Raw genomic sequence first — 19,572 nt, 5'->3', positions numbered from 1 at the left:
AGGGTCGTCAGAACGATGGCAGACTGCCGAATCCTATGCCGCTCCAGTAGACCGCCGTGAGGAGCACGATCATGATGTTGGCGATGAACCACATGGGAATGCCCACGCGCAGGTAGTCCTTGGGCTCCAGGTAGCCGGAGGCGTAGACAATGGCGTTGGGCGGGGTTCCGATGATCAGGCAGTAGGCGAAGGAAGACGCCACCGCGGTGGACATGGCCATGAACGGCAGGAAGGTGGTGCCCGGGTGCACGATGCTGGCCATGTTCAGGGTGATGGGACCGACCGCGGCGGCTGCCGGGCCGTCGGCCATCAGGTTGGTCAGCACGGCGGTCAGGCCGTTGGAGGTCAGCATCAAGGGGATGCCGTGGTCCATGCCCAGCGGGGCCAGCAGGTCGATGACCGACTGGGCCAGCCAGTAGGCGGCGCCGGTCTTGTCCAGGGTGCGGCCGAAGATGATCGCGCCCGCGTACAGCCAGACAACGCCCCAGTCGACCTTTTCCTGGTAGTCGCGCCAGTTGACCACGCCGGCCAGCAGGTAGGCCACAGCGCCCGCGACCGCGATGACGCCGATGCCGAGACGGATGGGGTAGATGCCCATGTTGTAGAATTCCTTCTCGGTGAACCACCCGAAGACCATGACGGCGAAGATGACCATGGCCCAGATCTGGTGCTTGTTCCACTTGCCCATCTTGTTGATCTCGCCTTCCAGGTGGCGCATGGCCGGGGCCAGGGAGGTGATCCGGGGCTTGAAGAGCAGGTTGGTGGCGAACCAGGTGATCGGGATCATGATGATGACGAACGGGAAGCAGTACATGATCCACTGCGCGTACCCGATGTCCATGCCGAACATGTCGGTCAGGTAGGTCATCATGATGACGTTGCGCGCGCCGCCGGACGGAGCGCCGGGGCCGCCGATGTTACAGGCCATGGCGATGGAGATCATCAGCATCTTGGCCAGCTCCTTGTCCTCGGGCACCTCGTCGGTCAGGCTGTTCTGGTAGAGCAGCATGCCGATGGGCAGGAACATGGCGGCCAGGGCGTGGTCGGAGATGAACGCGGCCAGCGGGGAGATGACGATGAAGAAGATGAGCGTGATCCAACGGACGTTGGGCACGGCCAGCTTCTTGAACATGAGCAGGCACATGCGCTTGTCCACGCCGGTCTTGACGAAGGCGGCGGCGAACATGAGCGAGCCCATGATGAACCAGACCGCGTCATCCCAGTACAGTCCGGCCACCTCGCTGCGCGAGACCACGCCGGTGAAGACCAGGATCAAACCGATGCAGAACGCCACGCCGGGCAGGGGCATGCACTCGGTCATGAAGCAGAAGACCACGAACACGACCATGGCGATGGCCACCTTGATGCTCCAGGCACCCTTGTTGGCGCTCTTCTGGTCCTTCTGCGACAGTTCCTGGTAGTCCATCCCCTTCATGCGCTTGTCGAACGCGCCCTTCATGATGACCAAATACTTGTCGGCGGGTATGGTGTCGCCCACAAAGGCCAGTGCGCGCTTGAAGTTGGCCGCGTCCACGGGGATCTTGTACTTCTTGGCCCACTTCTCGTTGCGCTTCATCAAGCGTTCCTTGGACAGGGCGCCCATGCGCATGTTCTGTTCCATCATGCGCGCGGTCAGGATCTCCCACTGCTCGCAGTCGGAGCTTTTCTTCTGGAAGAGCTCCTGGCAGAGATAGTTGGTCACGACCTTGGGGCCCACCGAATACTGCATGCCCACCTTCTTCATCCCCTGGGGGGTGGGAAGGACCAGGATCACAGCGAAAAGTACCACCGGAATTATGAGCAGCTTCCAGTTGACGAACTTATCGTAACCGGTCGCTTTCTTCTTTGCTTGAGCCATGTTGTAACCTCGCAATCGGGCTTCGGGTTAGCTGGACGAAATGATCTTGGCGATTTCGTAGAAGAGTTCCTGTTCGCGGACGATGCCGATGTCCCGGTTGCCTTCCCGGACGAGCATGCGCCTGGCCGGGAGCGTGATCATCGTGTTGGCCACGTCCATGAGGTTGGCGTCGGCGCTGATGAACGGAAGGGTGTCGGACATGATGTCGCGAACAGGGTTGCCCATGATTTCCCTGACGCGCGAGGAGAACAGCCCCTGCCAGAACATGGCCGAATACTGCAGGCTGTCCGCCATGGACGGCTTGGGCGCGGACAGGTAGTCGGGCCGGATGGCCTCCACCAGGTCCAGGGGGCTGAGCAGGCCGGCCACGCTGCCGTCGGGGGCGGTGACCACCACCGAGCGGTGCCCGGTGTCCATGAGCCGGTCCGTGGCCAGGAGATGGCGCATGGACTCCTCAAGGGCCTTGATGGCGTCGCGAACGGTGCTGTTCAGGGGGATTTGCGTGTACTCGTCCAGGGGGATCATGATCCCCTTGGCCAGCTTCTCGACGTAGGGCGCCTTGGTGGCGTACTCGAAGGCGTCCTGAATCTTGGTGCTCAGGAGGTCCACGTCGCAGGGTTTGGCCAGGTAGTCGAAGGCCCCGGTGTCGAGCGCCTTCTTGGCCCCGGGCATGTCGCCGTGGCCCGTGAGCATGATCACCGGCAGCTCCGGCAGCTTGTCCTTGATCAGTTTGAGTGTTTCGTGGCCGTCCAGGCCGCCCATTTTGACATCCAGGATGACGACGTCCGGCTTTTCGGCCAGTTTTTCCAACGCCTCTTCCCCACTGGCCGCCAGGATCGTGTCGAATCCTTTGCGGGCCAATATCTTCGCAGTGGTGGTGCGGAAGCGTTCCTCATCGTCGACCATGAGGACCTTGATTTTAACCATTACAACCTCCTTGAAGTTAGCTAGCGCAGTTCACCCTGTCCGGCGGACTCGGCCATCCGGGCAGAATGTATTTTCTTTTTTTGAAGCGTAACTTTTTCAAACGCTTCCTCGGCCTTGCCGAGGAAGTCCTTCATGCTGACGGGCTTGATCAGGTAGTCCAGGGCGCCGAGCTTGAGGCCCTCCACAGCGGTCTCCATGGTGGCGTGTCCGGTAAGGATGATGACCTCGCTGATGGGATAGTCCTTCTTGATGTGCTGCAGCGTCTCCATGCCGTCCATTCCGGGCATCTTGATGTCGAGAAAGATGACATGCGCTTCATAGGTCTTCAGCACGTCGAGGGCGTCGGCGCCGGAAGTGGCCGTGCGGGTCTCGATGCCGAGTTTCTCGAAGAGCTTCTTCGTGGTGCTGAGCAGTCGCTCCTCATCGTCCACGAGCAGGATTTTCATCTGTTCCATGATGTCACCGTTGGGTTGATCGGTTGTTATTCCGCAAAATCTGCTCCGACTAAGCAACTCACATGCCAACTGTAACAATTGGGTTTTACTTCATATTTTCTTGCAAAATTGATTGCGAGAAAGCCTTGCGAGATGGTATTGCACGCAAAATCCGGCCGTGGCGCATGTAGTTGCGGGCGAAGCAGGGGCGGCTGTTGGGGGGACGAGGGCCTACAGCGCCAAGGGATGGCTGAAGAAATCCGGCGCTGGCAGACACATCCCACATGACGGAAGGCATGGATACTGCTAGGCTATGTTACGTTCGTGTTAAGAAAGAGGTCGCGCAGACCAAGGGGAAAGGTGTCTCATGCCTTCGCTGTATTACGATAAGAATGATCATAAACTACTTGAAATAGTAGAAGATGTTTTAAATCGCGGGGTGGACAAGGCGCAGTTCAAGACCCTGCTCGAACCGTATCTGAAGCCGCACGGCATCAAGGAACTGGCAGCGGATCGGGGATTGCGCATCGCCTATGCGATCATGCATCTGCTCGAATCCCTCAAATCGGACCAGGCCTCGGAGCGGACCAAGGCGCTCATCGCCCTGCGCGACGAGACCCTGACCGCGGCCAAGGGGGCTATGCGCAACAACCGTGCCCGGGTCCTGGTCCAGATCGGCAAGGAGCTGGTCCGGGCCAAGGGCGACCGCTGCCGCCAGCTGGCACTGGCCCACGACTTCCGCCGGGCCGCGGCCGGGAAGATCGGCTTCCTCAGGCAGCAGATGCGCCGCTACCATCTCCTGGAAATGCCCGAGGAGTGGAACCAGATCGCCTTTGACGACCGCGTGCACGACGCCAACAGCAAGGGCCGCAAGTCCGCCACCCACCTGGTCATGGACGCCTGGATCAAGGGCATCCGCTATCTGACCGTGGTCTACTATGACTGCGTGGACCTGCCCGTGGCCCGCGAGCTGTTGGCCTCGGCCGCCATCCTGGGCATCAAGGTGCGCATCGGCATCGAGTACCGGGCCATGCACCGGGGCCGGTTCGTCAAGTTCGTCTGGTGCCCCGGCGGGCTCCGGGAGGACTGCGACATTGATAGCCTGTTCCGGGTGGACGCCGTGCGCGAACTCATGGAGGAGGGCAGGGAGGTGCGCGAGACCCGCAGCGAATACGTGCGGGCCGTGATCGGGGCCTACAACGAGCGGCACCGCCAGTCCATCCGCAAGGAATTCGGGGTCATGCTGCCGCCCGTAGATTATGATGAGATGGTCGCCGCCGTGGGCGTGGACCAGCCGTCCCTACTGCACCTGGGCAACTACATCCACTCACAGGCCATGCCGCTCTTCGAGGAGCGGGTGGCCGCCCTGCGACAGGGGGCCGACGATGCCGACTACGACGCGCGGGCGGCTATCGCCATGCAGGTGGAGTCCCTGGACGCCCTGGACGTGGACACCCTGGTGGCCCGCTATCTTTCGCCGGAAGAGAACCGGGACATCCCGGACCCGGACCTGCCCCGCGACGAGGGCATGCCCGCGCTTCTCTCGCTGACGCCCACCGAGTTGACCACCAGGCTGCGCAAGGCCGCCCACTCCAGTCACCTGACCCTGATTCTGGCCGATCTCGAGTTGGAGGACGTCCTGGAAATCCTGTTCCGGTGCCAGGGACGCATCACCCACCTGGAGGTCTTCAACACCAAGCATCTCGACCCCGGCCAGACCCGGCTGCGCATGCCGTTCAGCCAGTTGCAGCAGGCCCTCAACGAGCAGAACGCGGTCAAGCTCAAGCGCCTCATCCGGGGGTGCATGGAAGCGGTGCGCGAACGGGGAGGGCCGGACGGCGAGGACCGGCTGGAGGTCCTGGAAGGGTTGCTGGAGCGGTTCGACCGACTCCTGGAATTCTACCGGCGGGTGCCGCTGGGCACGAGCATCGGCTCCGGCTCCACGGGCCGTTCCACCCGAACCCACGGCATGGGCTTCGCGGTCCTGGAGACCCTGCCCATGCGCGCCCAGCGCGAGGCCGCGCGGCTGCGTCCGGGCGACCGCATCCCGGTGCAGTGCACGGCCATCCGGTCCAACGAATACGTCATGCCGCGACAGACCAAGGGCGTCTGGAGCAGGCTGGTCCACATGGCCTCCCAATTATCCGGCCTGCGGCGGTTGGTCTGTCGCATGTGCACCCGGTGGCGCGTGGAGGAATATGCCGTGACCGAGACCGGCGGCAATCTGGTCGCCCTGGGCGGACGGCGGCAGGAGGGCAACGGGTTGTCCCTGTTCGAGGCCGAGGATTCGTGCAAGCGCCGTCCCTCGCCCGGCCACCTGAACACCCGGCTCAAGAACGTGCTCAAGATTCTGGCCGGATTCATACCCGCCTTTCTGACCTTCTACCTGACCAAGGACTGGTGGGTCCTGGCCTACCTCGGAGGGGTCATCTGGTTTTCCATCACCGGCCTGCGCAACGTCATCCAGTCCGTGCTCGGCGGCGGGGGGCTCCGGCGCTCGCCGTTTCTGGCCTGGAACGACTACATCGACTGGGAGCGCATCTCGGAATCCCTGCTCTACACGGGCTTTTCCGTGCCCCTGCTCGACTGGCTGTGCAAGTCCGTGGTCCTGGACAAGGGGTTCGGGGTGACCACGGCCACCAATCCGCTGCTGCTCTACTCCATCATGGCCCTGACCAACGGGGTGTACATCTCGACCCATAACGTGGTCCGCGGGTTGCCCCGTGAGGCGGCGGCGGCCAACTTCTTCCGCAGCGTCCTGTCCATCCCCATCGCCATGCTCTTCAACTGGGCGATCCAGGGCATGCTCGTCCTGGCCGGTTCGGCCGATCCCATGGCCGCGCTCCAGCTGTGGGCGGCGGTCATCTCCAAGCTGGCCTCGGACTGCGTGGCCGGGGTTATCGAAGGATTCGCGGATCGCAGGCGGAACATCGCCATGCGCCGCTGGGACTATTCGGAAAAGCTGCGCCAGGTCTTCGAGATTTACTCGCGTCTGGAGATCGCCTTCCCCACCAGGGACATGCTCGGCATGCTCAATCGGCCCGCCGAGTTCATCGCCTTTTCCCGGGAGTCGAACTTCAACCACGTGCCCGAGGTCATCGCCAACGCCCTGGACCTGCTCTACATCATGGCCTACAAGCCGCGCGCCCACGAGGCGCTGCGCCAGGCCCTGGAGGCCATGTCCGAGGACGAGGTCGCCGTGTTCCTGGCCTCGCAGCAGATCCTGCGCGAGGAGCAATCCGTGTCCATGCTCTTCGTGGACGGCCTGGTGGGGCGCAACTTCGCCAAGGGATTGTCCTTCTACCTGACGCGCTACGGAGCCTACCTGGACGAGATCGGCAGGATGACCGACGAGGCCCTGCGGAAGATAGCGGGGGACGAAGCCTAGGCTCCGCCCCCCCCGTTGGGGTCCCATCCCGCGCGGGGGCGGCGTCATGCGCCCTTGCCGGGGATACGAACGGTGAAGGTAGTGCCTTCGCCCTTGGTGCTGTCCACGGTCATCTCCCCGCCCAGGGAGTCGACGATCGAGTGGCAGACGGACAGGCCCAACCCCGTCCCCTGGCCGGGCGCCTTGGTGGTGAAAAAGGGCATGAATATTCTGGAAAGACTCTCCTGATTGATGCCGCAGCCGTTGTCGGCCACGGTGATCACCGCCCGGCCGCGGTCGTCGCTCCGGGCGGCCACGTCGATGCGCCCGCCCTTTGACCCGTGGCGGTCCACCACCGCGTGGATGGCGTTGTTCAGCAGGTTGACCATGACCTGCTGCAGCTGGCCCGGATCGGCCAGGACCGACGGCACGTCCGGGGACACGTCGCAGGTCACGTCTATGCCGTTGACCTGTGCCTTGTTCTGGACCATGGCCCCGACCTTGGGCAGGAATTCGGCCAGGTCCACATCCTCCACATGCGGGGCGTCCTGCCGCCCGAAGCGCAGTATCTCGCGGGTGATGGCCGCGCACCGGCCGATCTGGATCTGGAACTGGTCCGCGATCTCCTTGAGCTCGTCGCACGCCTCGCGGTTGGCGCACACGTCGGTCACGTCCTTCAGGGTCAGCTCCAGCAGGGCCAGATCGGTCTTCATGATCTGCAGCGGATTGTTGATCTCGTGGGCGAAGCCCGCCGCCATCTCGCCCAGTTCGGCCAGCCGGGCGGCCTGGAGCAGCTGGCCTTCCAGCTTGTTGACCGCTTCGGCCTGGCCGCGCAGGGTCTCGGACAACCGGCGGCTGACGATCAGCGCCAGGAACACGATGACCGCCCCGCCGCAGAGTAGCACGAAGATGACCGTGTAGCCCGCCATGACCACGGTCTGGAAGGCCTCCTCCTTCTTCTGGCGGACGATGAGCCGCCACTTGCCGTCGTTCAGGCGGGCCGAGGCGAACAGGTATCCCTCGCCGTTGTCCGAGCCCGTGAACGTAATCAGGTTCTCGTCCTGGGGAGGGTAGGCGTAGCCGTCGCGTTCCAGCAGTCCGCCGCCGGACCGCCGGTTGGTCTGGAGCAGCCCCTCCCGGTTGAGGATGTACGCCTCGCCCGTGTCGCCGATGCCCGGCGCGCCTACCATGTTGCCGAAGAGGGTCGGGTTGACCGTGGCCCGCAGGGTCCAGACCCGTCCGTCGATGTGCCGGGTCACGGCGATGACGAAATGGGGCACCTTGCGGTAGCCGAGATAGACGTCGCTGATGAAATAGCCGTTTTGCAGGGTCTCCTTGTACCAGCCCGCGTCCCGGTAATCCTTGTCGGCCAGGCCGAAGGGCCCGACGTAGGCCGCGTGGCGTCCCTGCGGGTCGATGAGGCCCATGTCCTGGAAGACCGGGCCGCCGGAGCGCAGCCAGTCCGCCACCTCCTCCCGGGCCCTCTGGCCGTGCAGCGCGTCCGTGGGAAGCAGGGCCATGAACGACTCCAGGTCGTTGCGCCGTTCGCGGAGGAACTCGTCGATGAGCGCGGCCCGGTCCACGGCGGCCTGGCGTATGGAGGAAACCGCGAACCGTTTGGACGCCCCGGCAAAGGAATAGAACCCGATGGCCGCCGATATGAGCAGGGGGATCGCCGGGATGACAATCATGGTGACGAGGAGCAGTCTGTGAATCCCGCAAAGGGACTTTTGCTTGGCCATGGTTTCTCTGCCTGATTTCTTTTGCAAGATTTTTTGAAAATTAATATTTATTCCAAATAGTTAAAAAATCGCGCAAAATACGCACCTTGCGTAATGGCGTCATGGTATATTTAGCAACCATCGTGCCGGAAAAGATTTGACAAAGTGGTTTTGGACGGCATAACGGCAAAACATATGAGGCGGGATGCATCGGTTCGATCCGCCGCAAGCAGACGATGGAGGTTGTCATGTCGTCATTTCCCTCTTCGGGGTCCTGGGCGTCCGATTGGATACGGAGGCATCTGCCCGGGCTGGTGCGCAGGCTCGGCCTGCGCGGCAAGCTGCTCCTGGCCCTGATGCCGTCCATCGTGTGCATCCTCCTGTTCACGGGCTGGGCCTCCTACCGGGTCTCGGACGAGTTCATCGACATCGCGCTCAGCCGGACCGTGCGCCAGAACACCATGGCCGTGGCCCACGAGATGGAGCAGTACCTGGAAGGCTGCCGCACGGACCTGCTCTTCTTCGCCGGGGGGCGGACCGACACCAACAGCCTGCGCGACGCCTTTTCCCGGCTCATGAAGGCGGGCGGCAAGCCATACCTCGAACTCTGCTATCTCCCGGCCTCGGGCGGGGAGCCCGTGGTCCTGGTCAGCCGGGACGGCACGGTCCGCGCCGTTGCCCCGGACACCCTGGACCGGGTGCGGCCCAACCCTTTTGCCGAACTGGACCGGCTGGCCGACCTCAAGCCGGGCCAGGTGGCGGCCTCGGACGTGCTCGAGGTTTCCTACCCCATGCCTACCAAGGACAGCGCCAACCGCTACACCACGGCCAACGTGGTCCGCTTCTACACCGCCTGCCCCGGCAACGGCGCCGAGCCTCCGGGCCTGCTCTTCCTGTCCGTGGAAGCCACCACCCTGCGCAATATCCTCTCCTGGTATAATTCGCGCAAGTCGCCGCTATGGGCCTTCCCCCGCAGCGACGAACTCCGGTTCAGCTATTTTCTCAATCATGACGGGTGGATGCTTTTTCAGTCCGAGGACTACGACAAACAGGGGAACGAGCTGACCACCTATCTGGCCCGCGAGGGGTTCGACGGTTCCCTGGGCAAGCCCGGCAACGCGGCCGCGTTCAGGCCCAACGAAAAGTACAATCTGTATTGGGACGCCGTGGCCGCCATGGGCAAGGGCGAGAACGGGCTGACCCGCGTGGAGGAGTCCCATGCGCAGCGGTCCGGCGTGGACTTCCACTACTTCAGCTACGCCCCGGTCCTGTTCAGGGCCGACCCGGCCGGGCCGCCCACGGTCTACGGCGGCGTGATCTTCGTGGACCGCAGCCAGCTGCCGATCATCGCGGGCTACAAGAACATGGACGTCATGCTTTTCGTGACCCTCGGCGGCATTGTGGTCATCTCCATCCTCATCTTTCTCTTCGGGCGCATCCTGACCAAGCCCATCCGCGAGTTGGCCGCCCGCATGAACACCCTCAACTCTCTGGAAGAGATGGAGGAAATTCATCTGCCGTACAGCGGCTACGACATCACCGTGCTCCAGGAGTCCATCAACAACATCATCCGCCGGGTCAAACAGCAGGTGGTCGAGATCCAGGCCAAGGACGAGGCCATCCTCAACGTGAACAAGCGCGAGCGCGCCTCGCTGGACCGCGAGCGGGAGTTGCTGGTCGAGAACGAGCTGAGCCGCATCCCGGAGATCGTGGGCATTGGTTCGGCCACGGCCAACCTCAAGGTCAACATCCTCAAGGCCGCCCAGGTGGACGTGGACGTGCTCATCGCGGGCGAGACCGGCACCGGCAAGCAGCTGGTGGCCGAGGCCATCCACGCTCACTCCAGCCGGGCCGACCGCCCGTTCATCTCCATCAACTGCGGGGCCCTGGACGAGAACCTGCTTCTCGACGCCCTGTTCGGTCACGTCAAGGGGGCCTTTTCCGAGGCCAGGGAGGACCGCAACGGCGCGTTCGTCGAGGCCGACGGCGGCATCCTCTTCCTGGACGAAATCCAGTCCGCGTCCGGCAAGGTCCAGCAGTCCCTGCTCCGGGCCCTGGCGTCGCGCAAGATCAAGCCGCTGGGCAGCGACCGCGAGGTCACCGTGGACGTGCGTATCCTGGCCGCCACCAACGTGGACATCCCGTCGCTCATCGAGGACAAGATCTTCCGCGAGGACCTCTACTACCGGCTCAAGGTCATCTCCATCAACACGCCTGCCCTGCGTGAGAACCGCGAGAACATCCCGCTGCTGTCCGTGTACTACCTCAAGCAGGCCGAGGCTCTGGCCGGGCGCGAGCATCTGGACCTGAGCAAGGGCGCACTGGCCAAGCTCGTGTCCCACGACTGGCCCGGCAACGTCCGCGAACTGGTCAACTGCATCACCCGCGCCGCCGTCATGGCCGAAACCGACGTCATCCAGCCCGAGGAGATCCGGCTGGAGAGCGACTTCTACGCCTGGCCCGTGCAACCCCAGGCCGTCGACCCAACGGATGTCCGTGCCCCGCACGTCCAGCCCACGGACATCCCCGCGTCCCAGCCCCCGCAGCCCGCCGCCCCTGAGGCCGACACCGGCCTCAACCCGCGCCAGAAAGAGGCCTGGGACGTCATCCGCAGGCAGGGCACCGTGACCCGCAAACAATACCAGGACCTGGTCGGCGGCAACCTGCCCACCCGCACCGCCATCTACGACCTCCAGGACTTCGTCAAACGGGGACTTTTGACCAAAACAGGCAAAGGCCCTTCCACCCGCTACGAACTGACGGGCGAGTAGGGAGCCTCCGGCGGCCGGGGGAAGGGGAAGGAAAACCCTTTGAAAAGGGCTTTTCCTTCCCCTTCCCCCGGACCCCCATCCCCATTCTTTCCTAAACTTCTTGTGGCCGCTTCGCGGGGTAGGGCGCAAAAAAGGGCCTTCGACTCATAACCAAGTCGAAGGCCTCGTCTTTTTCTTAATGGAGCGATTCGGGTGCGCAGCACCCGACAGCGGCTCTTTTATCGCGCTGGCACAAGGCTTTGATTCGCCCCGTCCTGGGGCTCACCCCTTCGGGGCGTTGCGGAAGACCGCAACGTCCAAATCCGCTGTCCTGCGGATTTGTCGAGAGTGGGTCAGCTGTGCATTTTCATCCGGGGGCTTTCACCGCAGCGTAGCTGTCTACGTGAGGATGGAAGCCCCCGGAAAAAATGTGCAAATGGCCCGCTATCGGAAGCCGCCCCCATGCGAAAGAAGGCGGCCCCTAAAAGGGCCGCCGTATTTTCGCCGGATTACATTGCGGCTTCGCGGGCGGCTTTCAGCCAACCGTTCCAGACGTCCTGGTGTGCGGCGATCCACTCGTCCGCATGCTTGGCAATGTCCTTGTCGGACTTTTCGCCTTCGTTCATGCGGGTGTTCTGGGCGTTGATGTCGGCCAGGGGCAGGGTGAACAGCTCCAGGAACTTGGCGGCCGCCGGGTTCTTTTCCAGGAACTTCTTGTTGGCCACGGCGCGGATGTCGGAGACCACGAAACCGGCCTTGAGCGGATCGGAGACCGCGCCTTCGACGCCGGACACGGTCATGCGGTCGGCGTTGGCGGACTGGGCCTCGGTGGGCTTGATCTCGGGCACGTTGATCCAGACCACGTCCTGGCCGGGCTTGAACTTGTACACGGTCCAGTTGGGCGTCCAGGTGTAGAAGAAGACCGGCTTGCCGGACTTGTATTCGCCCATGGCCGCGGCCATGCCCGCTTCGTAGGAAGCCTTGACCGGGTTGATGTAGTCATCGAGGTCGTAGACCTTCATGTGGTGGCTGATGACCTGCTCGCAGCCCCAGCCCGGAGGGCAGGCGGTCAGGTCGGCCTTGCCGTCGCCGTTGGAGTCGAAGGCCTTCATGACCTCGGGACGCTTGAAGTCGTCCAGGGACTTGATGTTGTATTTCTCCGCGTCGCTCTTGGACACCAGGTAGCCCTGCATGCCGCCAGCCTTGGCCACATAGCCGATCTTCTGCGCCTTCTTGTCGAAGTTCTTGGGCAGCTGGGCGTTGTGCATGGGGAACCAGCCGTTGGTCCAGTAGTCCACGTCGCCGAGCGTCACGGACTTGTAGAAGATGGGATTGGTCAGGTCGCGGGGTTTCTTGACCTCGTAGCCGAGCGCTTCGAGGCCCTTGCGGACCAGGGCTTCCTGGAAGAAGCCGGTGTTCCAGGTGGCGCGCGCGGGCTGGACCGTGACGCCCTTGCCGGGCTGCATGTCCATGGCGAACGCGGAAGACGCGATCAGGGCCGCAAACAGGGCGGCCAGCAGGAATTTCATTAGTTTCATGGAACCTCCTCGGATTCGATTTCGTTTATTTCTTTTGGGCCATTGACTGGGTGATGCGGTCCAGGACGATGGCCATGAGAACGATGCCCAGGCCGCCGACCACGGCGCGTCCGATGTCCAGGGTGTTCAACCCGAGGATGACCGGGGAGCCGAGTCCGCCCGCGCCGATGAGCGCGGCGATGACGACCATGGAAAGGGCCATCATGATGGTCTGGTTCAGGCCGGCCAGGATGGTCGGCATAGCCAGGGGAACCTGAACCTTGATAAGAACCTGCCAGCGGGTGGCCCCGAAGGCCTGGGCCGCTTCCACCAGTTCCGGATGGACCCCTCTTATGCCCAGGCTGGTCAGGCGGATGATGGGTGGCAGGGCGAAGATGATGGTCGCCAGCACGCCCGCCACGTTGCCCACGGAAAAGAGCATGACGATGGGCACGAGATAGACGAACGCGGGCGTGGTCTGCATGGCGTCGAGCACCGGCCGGAGCCCGGCCTCGAAGCGGTCGCTGCGGCCGGACATGATCCCGAGCGGGATGCCGATGACCGCACAGATGACCACGGAGGACAGAACCATGGCCAGGGTGATCATGGTGTCCTCCCACAGTCCGAGGAAGCCGACCAGGAGCATGGAGGCCAGAGAGAATATGGCCAGCCGCTTGCCGGAGAATTTCAAGGCCAGGAGGCAGACCGCAATGATAATCACGAGCGGGTGCACGTTGTTCAGGCCGTGCTCGAAGCCGGTCAGCAGCCAGTCCACCGGCCATTTGAGCATCTGGAAGAATTCACGATAGTTGTCCACCAGCCATTCCACGGCCACGGAGACCCATTGGTCCAGGGGGATGATTGCGTCTTGAAACATTATTGCTCACCTCCTTCGGAAAGGGTGACTTCCGTTTTGTGCAGGGTCTTGAGGAATCGGTTTTTGGAGACCACGCCGAGGTAGCGGTTGTTGTCGTCCACCACCGGGACGGGCCAGGTGGCGGCGGCCACCTGTGGTAGGATGTCCTGCATGGAGTCGTCCTTGTGCACGGAGAACGCCTCGGGCAGAAACACTTGGCTCAGCGGATGCTCGGGCAGCCCGGCCTCGAGCGCGTTGCGGATGCCTTCGGACGAAATCACGCCCAGGAAATGGCGGCGGGAGTCCACGGCATAGGCGTACTCGAGCTCGCTGCCGCTCAAAATCTCGTGGGCGATGCGCAGGCTGCCGCCCTTGGTGATGACGATGGTCGGGTGCGAGTCGCGCACGATGTCGCCGGCGCTGATGACCCCGGTGGGGTCCACGCCCCGGAAAAAGGCGCGCACGTAGTCGTTGGCCGGGTTCTGCAGGATATCATCGGGCGTGCCCACCTGGACCACGTTGCCGCCCTCCATGATGGCGATGCGGTCGCCGATGCGCAGGGCCTCGTCCAGGTCGTGGGAAATGAAGACGATGGTCCGCTGGTGCTCTTCCTGGAGGCTGATGAGCTCGTCCTGCATCTCGGTGCGGATCAACGGGTCGAGCGCCGAGAAGGCTTCGTCCATGAGCAGGATCTCGGGGTCCACGGCCAGGCCCCTGGCCAACCCCACGCGCTGCTGCATGCCGCCGGAAAGCTGTTTGGGATACTGGTCCTCCCACCCGGCCAGGCCGACCTGGGCCAGGGCCTCGCGGGCGCGCTCGTGCCGTTTGGCCTTGTCCACCCCGGCCAGCTCCAGGCCGAAGGCGGCGTTGTCCAGCACGGTCTGGTGCGGCATGAGTGCGAACGACTGGAAAACCATGCTCATGTTGTGCAGCCGGAATTTGACCAGTTCGTCGTCGTCCATGGCGGTGACGTCCTCGCCGTTGACCAGGACCCGCCCGGCAGTAGGCTCGATGAGCCGGTTGAGCATGCGCACGATGGTGGACTTGCCCGAGCCGGACAGTCCCATGATGACGAAGATCTCGCCATCCTCGATGGTGAAGGAGGCGTTGTTCACGCCCACCGTCATGCCGGTCTTTTCCAAGACCTCGGCCTTGTCGAGCCCCTTCTGCAGCAGCTCAAGGCCTTTTCGGGGCTTGCTCCCGAAGATTTTGTAAAGGTTTTCTACTTTGATTTGTCCCATGGTTACTCCGTTGAAAGTGGCGACGGGCTCCCGCGCGTGCTGGCGTGGGAGCGTCCGGAAAGAAGACGGTCGAAATGTGGAATCAGAGGAGGGGAACCCGATCGCGGAGACCGCAAGGGGTGGCCGCGCGTGGCCGACGTACGGACAGGGTTCCTTGTCCGCTATGGCATTTCGAAGTCAGTGGCATGTAAATCTTATTGGTGCACTAAAGTTTATGTTGTTTTTCCAATAATACAGTTATCAATTGCTGCAACAATCTTTTGTATCAGAGAGGAGCAACTGTAAGAGTGGATTTATTACTGTATTATCGCTGTAATTTTTTGTTACAGTTTGAAAACAACAGTTTTCGATGTGCATCGTCAAATTCCAATTCATGATCCTATCGGATTAACTCCATCATGTCAAAAATTGATTTTTTATTGATTGTACGACGCGTTTTTTCTGGCGATAATCACGATTAACATAGACCGAAAACGGCTTGGTAGCGACAATATTTTAAAAATAATTTCCGACGCGTTTTGACGGGGGGCGGCGAGGGCGACCGGGAGTCGGGGCTGTTATCGTAACCCACTGCGGAAAATGATCTTTCTCAATTTTATGGATGGGCGCGACAGGCGCTCAGGCGAGCATCCGTCGCAGGGGGCGTCAGGCGAGTAGCGGCTCGGTGGGACGCGGCAAGACGCCGGAGGGGGCGCGGGGAGGGGCAGGTGATCGCGGGGCGGCGGCTGGTTCGGAGCGAGCGTGGCCGTGTCCGCATGAAATCAAAGGCCCGGCGGGAGTCCCGCCGGGCCTTGTTATGTGTCCGGTTGCGTATTGCCTAGGAGAACAGGGAGAAGCGGAGCTCGCCGCTTTCATTCACCCGGATGCACGCGGTCCAGGCGCTCAGGGGCGACCAGGACCGGATCCGTTTCCACCAGTGCTTTTTCATTGTGAACTCCTCAACGGCCGTCCGGTTCCTCCAGGGAGCCGGGCAGCCCTTGGACAAAGGCCTTGATCTCGTCGCGCACGCGGCGGTACGCGTCCAGGATGTCGGCCTCGTCGGTCAGGTTCTTGGCCAGGGCGGGCGGGTCGTCGAAGCCGACGTGGACCACCTTGGTCCTGGCCGGGAAATAGGGGCAGTTCTCGTTGGCGTGGCCGCAGACAGTGACCACGTAGTCGAAGTCCACGTCCTCGGGCAGGTCGCTGGTCAGCTTGGAGGTGTGGCCGGAGATGTCCACGCCCGCTTCGGCCATGACACGCACGGCCAGGGGGTTCAGACCATGGGTCTCCACCCCGGCGGACCAGGCCGTGAACGCGTCCGCCTTGAGCGCCCTGGCCCAGCCTTCGGCCATCTGGCTGCGGCAGGAGTTGCCGGTGCACAGAAAGAGAATGTTCATGGCGCGGCTCCTATTCGGCGTTGGAGGTTTCGCAGCGGACGTGGCACACGCCGCCGATGGTTTCCTTGGCGAAGGGGAAGTAGCGGCGCTTGAAGCGTACGGCCACGTTGACCAGGGCGATGAGCACCGGGACCTCCACCAGCGGGCCGATGACCGCGGCGAACGCCTCGCCCGAGTCGATGCCGAAGACCGCGATGGCCACGGCGATGGCCAGCTCGAAATTGTTGGAGGCGGCGGTGAAGCTCAGGGTCGCGGCCTGCTCGTAGGTGGCGTCGGCCTTCCACGACAGGTAGAAGGAGACCAGGAACATGACCAGGAAGTAGACGGTCAGGGGAATGGCGATGCGGACGACATCCAGCGGCAGGGCCACCACGCGGTCGCCCTTGAGCGAGAACATGACCAGGATGGTGAACAGCAGAAAGACCAGCGTCAGCGGGCTGATCTTGGGCACGAACACGGTCTCGTACCACTCGCGCCCCTTGATCTTGAGTCCGATGAAGCGCGAGGCCATGCCCGCCAGGAACGGGATGCCCAGGTAGATGAACACGCTCTGGGCGATCTGGCCCATGGACACGTCCACTGCCGCGCCCTCGAGCCCGAACCAGCCGGGCAGGACCGTGATGAAGACATAGGCGTAGACCGAGAAGAAGAGCACCTGGAACACGGAGTTGAAGGCCACCAGTCCGGCGCAGTACTCGGAGTCCCCGCTGGCCAGCTCGTTCCAGACGATGACCATGGCGATGCACCGGGCTAGGCCGATGAGGATCAGGCCGACCATGTACTCGTGCTGCCCGGACAAAAAGGTCACGGCCAGGCCGAACATCAGCACCGGGCCGATGACCCAGTTCTGGACCAGGGACAGGGCCAGCACCCGGCCGTTGCGGAAGACCTTGCCCAACTGCTCATACTTCACCTTGGCCAGGGGCGGGTACATCATCAGTATCAGGCCGATGGCGATGGGGATGTTGGTGGTCCCCACCTGGAAGGCGTCAATGACCCGTTTCACGCCCGGGAAGAAGTAGCCGCAGGCCACGCCCGCGAACATGGCCAAAAATATCCACAGGGTCAGGTAACGGTCCAGGAAGGAGAGCCTTTTCAAAGTGGTTTCGGTCATTGCGGATTCCTTTGCCTAGTTCGAGCAGGTTTCTTCGGTTTTGTTCGCCAGGTGGGTCATGAGCCGTTCATGGTCCCGCCTCGCCTGTTCCTGGTCCGGCAGCCGTTTTCTCAGTATCCCGAGAACCTCGGACTGGATCGCGTCACCGGGCGTGGCCAGGGTGTAATAGACCCACTTGCCCTTGCGGCGGCTGTTCACCCAGCCTCCGTTGCGCAGAAAGGACATGTGCCGGGAGACCGTGGACTGGGGCATGTTCAGGGCGGCCATCAGATCGCAGACGCACAGTTCTCCGTGGTCGAGCAGCCGCAGGACCCTGAGCCGGGTGGGCTCGCTGAGCCCCTTGAATCGCAGTGCGAGTTGTTCCATGGATTGATAAATATCCGCTTATGCGGATATGTCAATGGCAATTGCGTGACGATTTCACGCCGGGCATGTGTAACAGTCCGGTGGAATTTCCGCTGAAATGTCTGTATACAGTGTCATGTGTCGGGGTGCGCGCCGGTGGAAACCGGCGGCCCGGGGGATGACTCCCCGGCGACGGACCCCGGCGAATGACGCAATGACACACCGGCCCGGTGGCCGGAACCAAAGTACGAAAAGACCTATCGCCCGGCATACGGGCAGGGAGGAATACACATGAAGCCTATCTCGCGGGAAGTGTTCAGAACCTATGACATTCGCGGCGTGGTGGACAGGGATTTCGACGAGGAATGGGTCGAGCGGCTCGGCCGGGCCTGCGGCCAGTATTTTCTGGAGCGCGGCTCCAAGACCGCCGTGGTCGGCCATGACTGCCGCCATTCCTCGCCCGGCTACGCCAAGGCCCTGACGCGCGGCCTGAACGGCACGGGCGTGGACGTCATCACCATCGGCCAGGTCTCCTCCCCGGCCTTCTACTGGTCCGTGACCAAGCTCGGCGAGTCCGCGGGCGTGATGATCACCGCCAGCCACAACCCGTCGGAATACAACGGGTTCAAGGTATGGCAGGGGATCAGCACCATCCACTCCGACGAGATTCAGGACGTCTTCGAGCTCATGGACAAGGGCGCTTTCCCCCAAGGACAGGGCTCTTCGCGGCACGAGGACATGCTCGGCAAGTACGTGGACGAGTTGTCCGGGGACGTGACCTTCGCCAAGTCCGTCAAGGTCGTGGTGGACGGCGGCAACGGCACGGGCGGGACGCTCACGGCCGACGCCTTGGAAAAGGCCGGGGCCGAGGTGGTGCGCATCTTCTGCGAGCCGGACGGTGATTTCCCCAACCATCACCCCGACCCGGTGGTGGAGAAGAACATGGTCGCCCTGCAACAGGCCGTGCTCAGGGAGAAGGCGGATATCGGCATCGGCCTGGACGGCGACGGCGACCGCATCGGCGTGGTCACGGAAAAGGGCGAGCTGCTCTTCGGCGACCAGCTGGTGGCCATCTACGCCCGCGACATCCTCAAGGCCTTCCCGGGCGCGTCCATCATCGGCGAGGTCAAATGCTCGCACCTCATGTACGACGATATCCGCGCCCATGGCGGTGACGCGGTCATGTGGAAGACCGGCCACTCCCTGATCAAGGCGCGCATGCGCGAGATCGGCGCCAAGTTTGCGGGCGAGATGTCCGGCCACATGTTCTTCGCCGACCGCTACTACGGGTTCGACGACGCCACCTACGCAGCGCTGCGCATGGTCGAGATTCTGTCCCGGTCCGACAAGCCCATGAGCGAGCAGCTCAACTGGCCCAAGACCTGGTCCACCCCGGAGATCCGCGTGGACTGCCCCGAGAGCATGAAGGAGCGCGTGGTCGGCAAGGCCGTGGAATACTTCAGCTCCAAGTTCGACGCCATCGACATCGACGGCGTGCGCGCGGTGTTCCCAGACGGCTGGGGCCTCATCCGCGCCTCCAACACCCAGCCCGTCCTCGTCCTGCGCTTCGAAGCCGAAACCCCGGAACGCCTCGACGAAATCCGGTCCATGTTCGAAGAAAAACTCAAAGCCTGGATCGCCGAAGGCTAGGCGTATCAATCTACATCACTAAAAAGGGCGCGGATCATCAGGTCCGCGCCCTTTTGATTGTCGCCTCCGGCGGCCGGGGAAAGGGGAAGGAAAACCCTTTGAAAAGGGCTTTTCCTTCCCCTTCCCCCGGACCCCCATCCCCATCCTTTCCTAAACTTCTTATCGCCGCTTCGCGGGGCTGGTCGCTAAAAAAGCCTTCTACTCAAAAATGAGGCGAAGGTCCTGCCTTTCTCTTAATGGAGCGATTCGGGTGCGCAACACCCGACAGCGGCTCATTTATCGCGTTAGCACAAGGCTTTCGAGAGTGGATCAGCTGTGCATTTTCTTCCGGCCGGGGCAACCGCAGCGTAGCCGTCTACGTGAGGATTGGCCCGGCCGGAAAAAATGTGTAGATGGCCCGCTATCGGAAGCCGCTT

The 19,572-nt window shown here is 62.7% G+C and carries 14 protein-coding genes; 3 read left to right on the top strand and 11 right to left on the bottom strand.

The annotated features are described in order from the left end of the window. Nucleotides 1-7: 7 nt before the first annotated feature. The 3 genes from ACR42D_RS14280 to ACR42D_RS14270 are packed head-to-tail and all read right to left on the bottom strand — an operon-like array spanning nucleotide 8 to nucleotide 3,240. On the bottom strand, nucleotides 8-1,858 hold the full coding sequence (locus ACR42D_RS14280; protein ID WP_484567459.1) for an SLC13 family permease: 1,851 nt from the start codon (nucleotides 1,856-1,858) through the stop codon (nucleotides 8-10). A gap of 27 nt (nucleotides 1,859-1,885) precedes the next feature. Then, the gene (locus ACR42D_RS14275; RefSeq protein WP_484567458.1) at nucleotides 1,886-2,785 is read right to left on the bottom strand and encodes a response regulator; all 900 of its coding nucleotides are present in this window, start codon (nucleotides 2,783-2,785) and stop codon (nucleotides 1,886-1,888) included. 20 nt (nucleotides 2,786-2,805) lie between these two features. Further along, the gene (locus tag ACR42D_RS14270; protein WP_071544405.1) at nucleotides 2,806-3,240 is read right to left on the bottom strand and encodes a response regulator; all 435 of its coding nucleotides are present in this window, start codon (nucleotides 3,238-3,240) and stop codon (nucleotides 2,806-2,808) included. Between the two features lie 418 nt (nucleotides 3,241-3,658). On the opposite strand from ACR42D_RS14270, the gene ACR42D_RS14265 reads away from it, so the two are divergent. Beyond that, on the top strand, nucleotides 3,659-6,607 hold the full coding sequence (locus ACR42D_RS14265) for a hypothetical protein (protein WP_484567457.1): 2,949 nt from the start codon (nucleotides 3,659-3,661) through the stop codon (nucleotides 6,605-6,607). 44 nt (nucleotides 6,608-6,651) lie between these two features. Here the strand turns inward: ACR42D_RS14265 and ACR42D_RS14260 are convergent, their stop codons facing one another. Both ACR42D_RS14260 and ACR42D_RS14255 read right to left on the bottom strand, forming a co-directional pair. Beyond that, nucleotides 6,652-8,328: a sensor histidine kinase gene (locus ACR42D_RS14260; RefSeq protein ID WP_484567456.1), complete on the bottom strand. Its 1,677-nt coding sequence runs from the start codon at nucleotides 8,326-8,328 to the stop codon at nucleotides 6,652-6,654. Nucleotides 8,329-8,368: 40 nt separating this feature from the next. Further along, the gene (locus ACR42D_RS14255) at nucleotides 8,369-8,557 is read right to left on the bottom strand and encodes a hypothetical protein (protein WP_484567455.1); all 189 of its coding nucleotides are present in this window, start codon (nucleotides 8,555-8,557) and stop codon (nucleotides 8,369-8,371) included. On the opposite strand from ACR42D_RS14255, the gene ACR42D_RS14250 reads away from it, so the two are divergent. Further along, on the top strand, nucleotides 8,556-11,078 hold the full coding sequence (locus tag ACR42D_RS14250; RefSeq protein ID WP_484567454.1) for a sigma 54-interacting transcriptional regulator: 2,523 nt from the start codon (nucleotides 8,556-8,558) through the stop codon (nucleotides 11,076-11,078). The two genes, ACR42D_RS14255 and ACR42D_RS14250, sit on opposite strands and share 2 nt — an antisense overlap. Before the next feature lie 488 nt (nucleotides 11,079-11,566). Here ACR42D_RS14250 and proX read toward each other — a convergent pair whose 3' ends face one another. From proX to ACR42D_RS14220, 6 genes are all read right to left on the bottom strand, one after another. Beyond that, nucleotides 11,567-12,595: a glycine betaine/L-proline ABC transporter substrate-binding protein ProX gene (gene proX, locus ACR42D_RS14245; RefSeq protein WP_484567453.1), complete on the bottom strand. Its 1,029-nt coding sequence runs from the start codon at nucleotides 12,593-12,595 to the stop codon at nucleotides 11,567-11,569. A gap of 25 nt (nucleotides 12,596-12,620) precedes the next feature. Further along, entirely contained in the window at nucleotides 12,621-13,451 is an 831-nt protein-coding gene (locus tag ACR42D_RS14240) for an ABC transporter permease (protein WP_484567452.1), read from the bottom strand. Further along, the gene (gene proV / locus ACR42D_RS14235; RefSeq protein WP_484567451.1) at nucleotides 13,451-14,671 is read right to left on the bottom strand and encodes a glycine betaine/L-proline ABC transporter ATP-binding protein ProV; all 1,221 of its coding nucleotides are present in this window, start codon (nucleotides 14,669-14,671) and stop codon (nucleotides 13,451-13,453) included. Before proV ends, ACR42D_RS14240 begins: the two co-directional genes overlap by 1 nt. Nucleotides 14,672-15,609: 938 nt before the next feature. Beyond that, on the bottom strand, nucleotides 15,610-16,047 hold the full coding sequence (locus ACR42D_RS14230; protein WP_484567450.1) for an arsenate reductase ArsC: 438 nt from the start codon (nucleotides 16,045-16,047) through the stop codon (nucleotides 15,610-15,612). A 10-nt stretch (nucleotides 16,048-16,057) separates the two neighbouring features. Beyond that, a complete protein-coding gene (gene arsB / locus ACR42D_RS14225) occupies nucleotides 16,058-17,161 on the bottom strand; it encodes an ACR3 family arsenite efflux transporter (RefSeq protein ID WP_484567449.1) in 1,104 nt (367 codons plus the stop codon). A 15-nt stretch (nucleotides 17,162-17,176) separates the two neighbouring features. Then, complete coding sequence (locus tag ACR42D_RS14220) at nucleotides 17,177-17,527, bottom strand: ArsR/SmtB family transcription factor (RefSeq protein WP_484567448.1); 351 nt, start codon at nucleotides 17,525-17,527, stop codon at nucleotides 17,177-17,179. 270 nt (nucleotides 17,528-17,797) lie between these two features. On the opposite strand from ACR42D_RS14220, the gene ACR42D_RS14215 reads away from it, so the two are divergent. Further along, nucleotides 17,798-19,156, top strand: a complete 1,359-nt coding sequence (locus tag ACR42D_RS14215) for a phosphomannomutase/phosphoglucomutase (protein ID WP_484567447.1) — start codon at nucleotides 17,798-17,800, stop codon at nucleotides 19,154-19,156. Nucleotides 19,157-19,572: the final 416 nt, after the last annotated feature.

The sequence above is a fragment of the Pseudodesulfovibrio sp. lm2024 genome (assembly GCF_051175575.1).
Classification (GTDB): Bacteria; Desulfobacterota; Desulfovibrionia; order Desulfovibrionales; family Desulfovibrionaceae; genus Pseudodesulfovibrio; species Pseudodesulfovibrio caledoniensis.
This window is presented reverse-complemented; position numbering and strand designations above follow the sequence as displayed.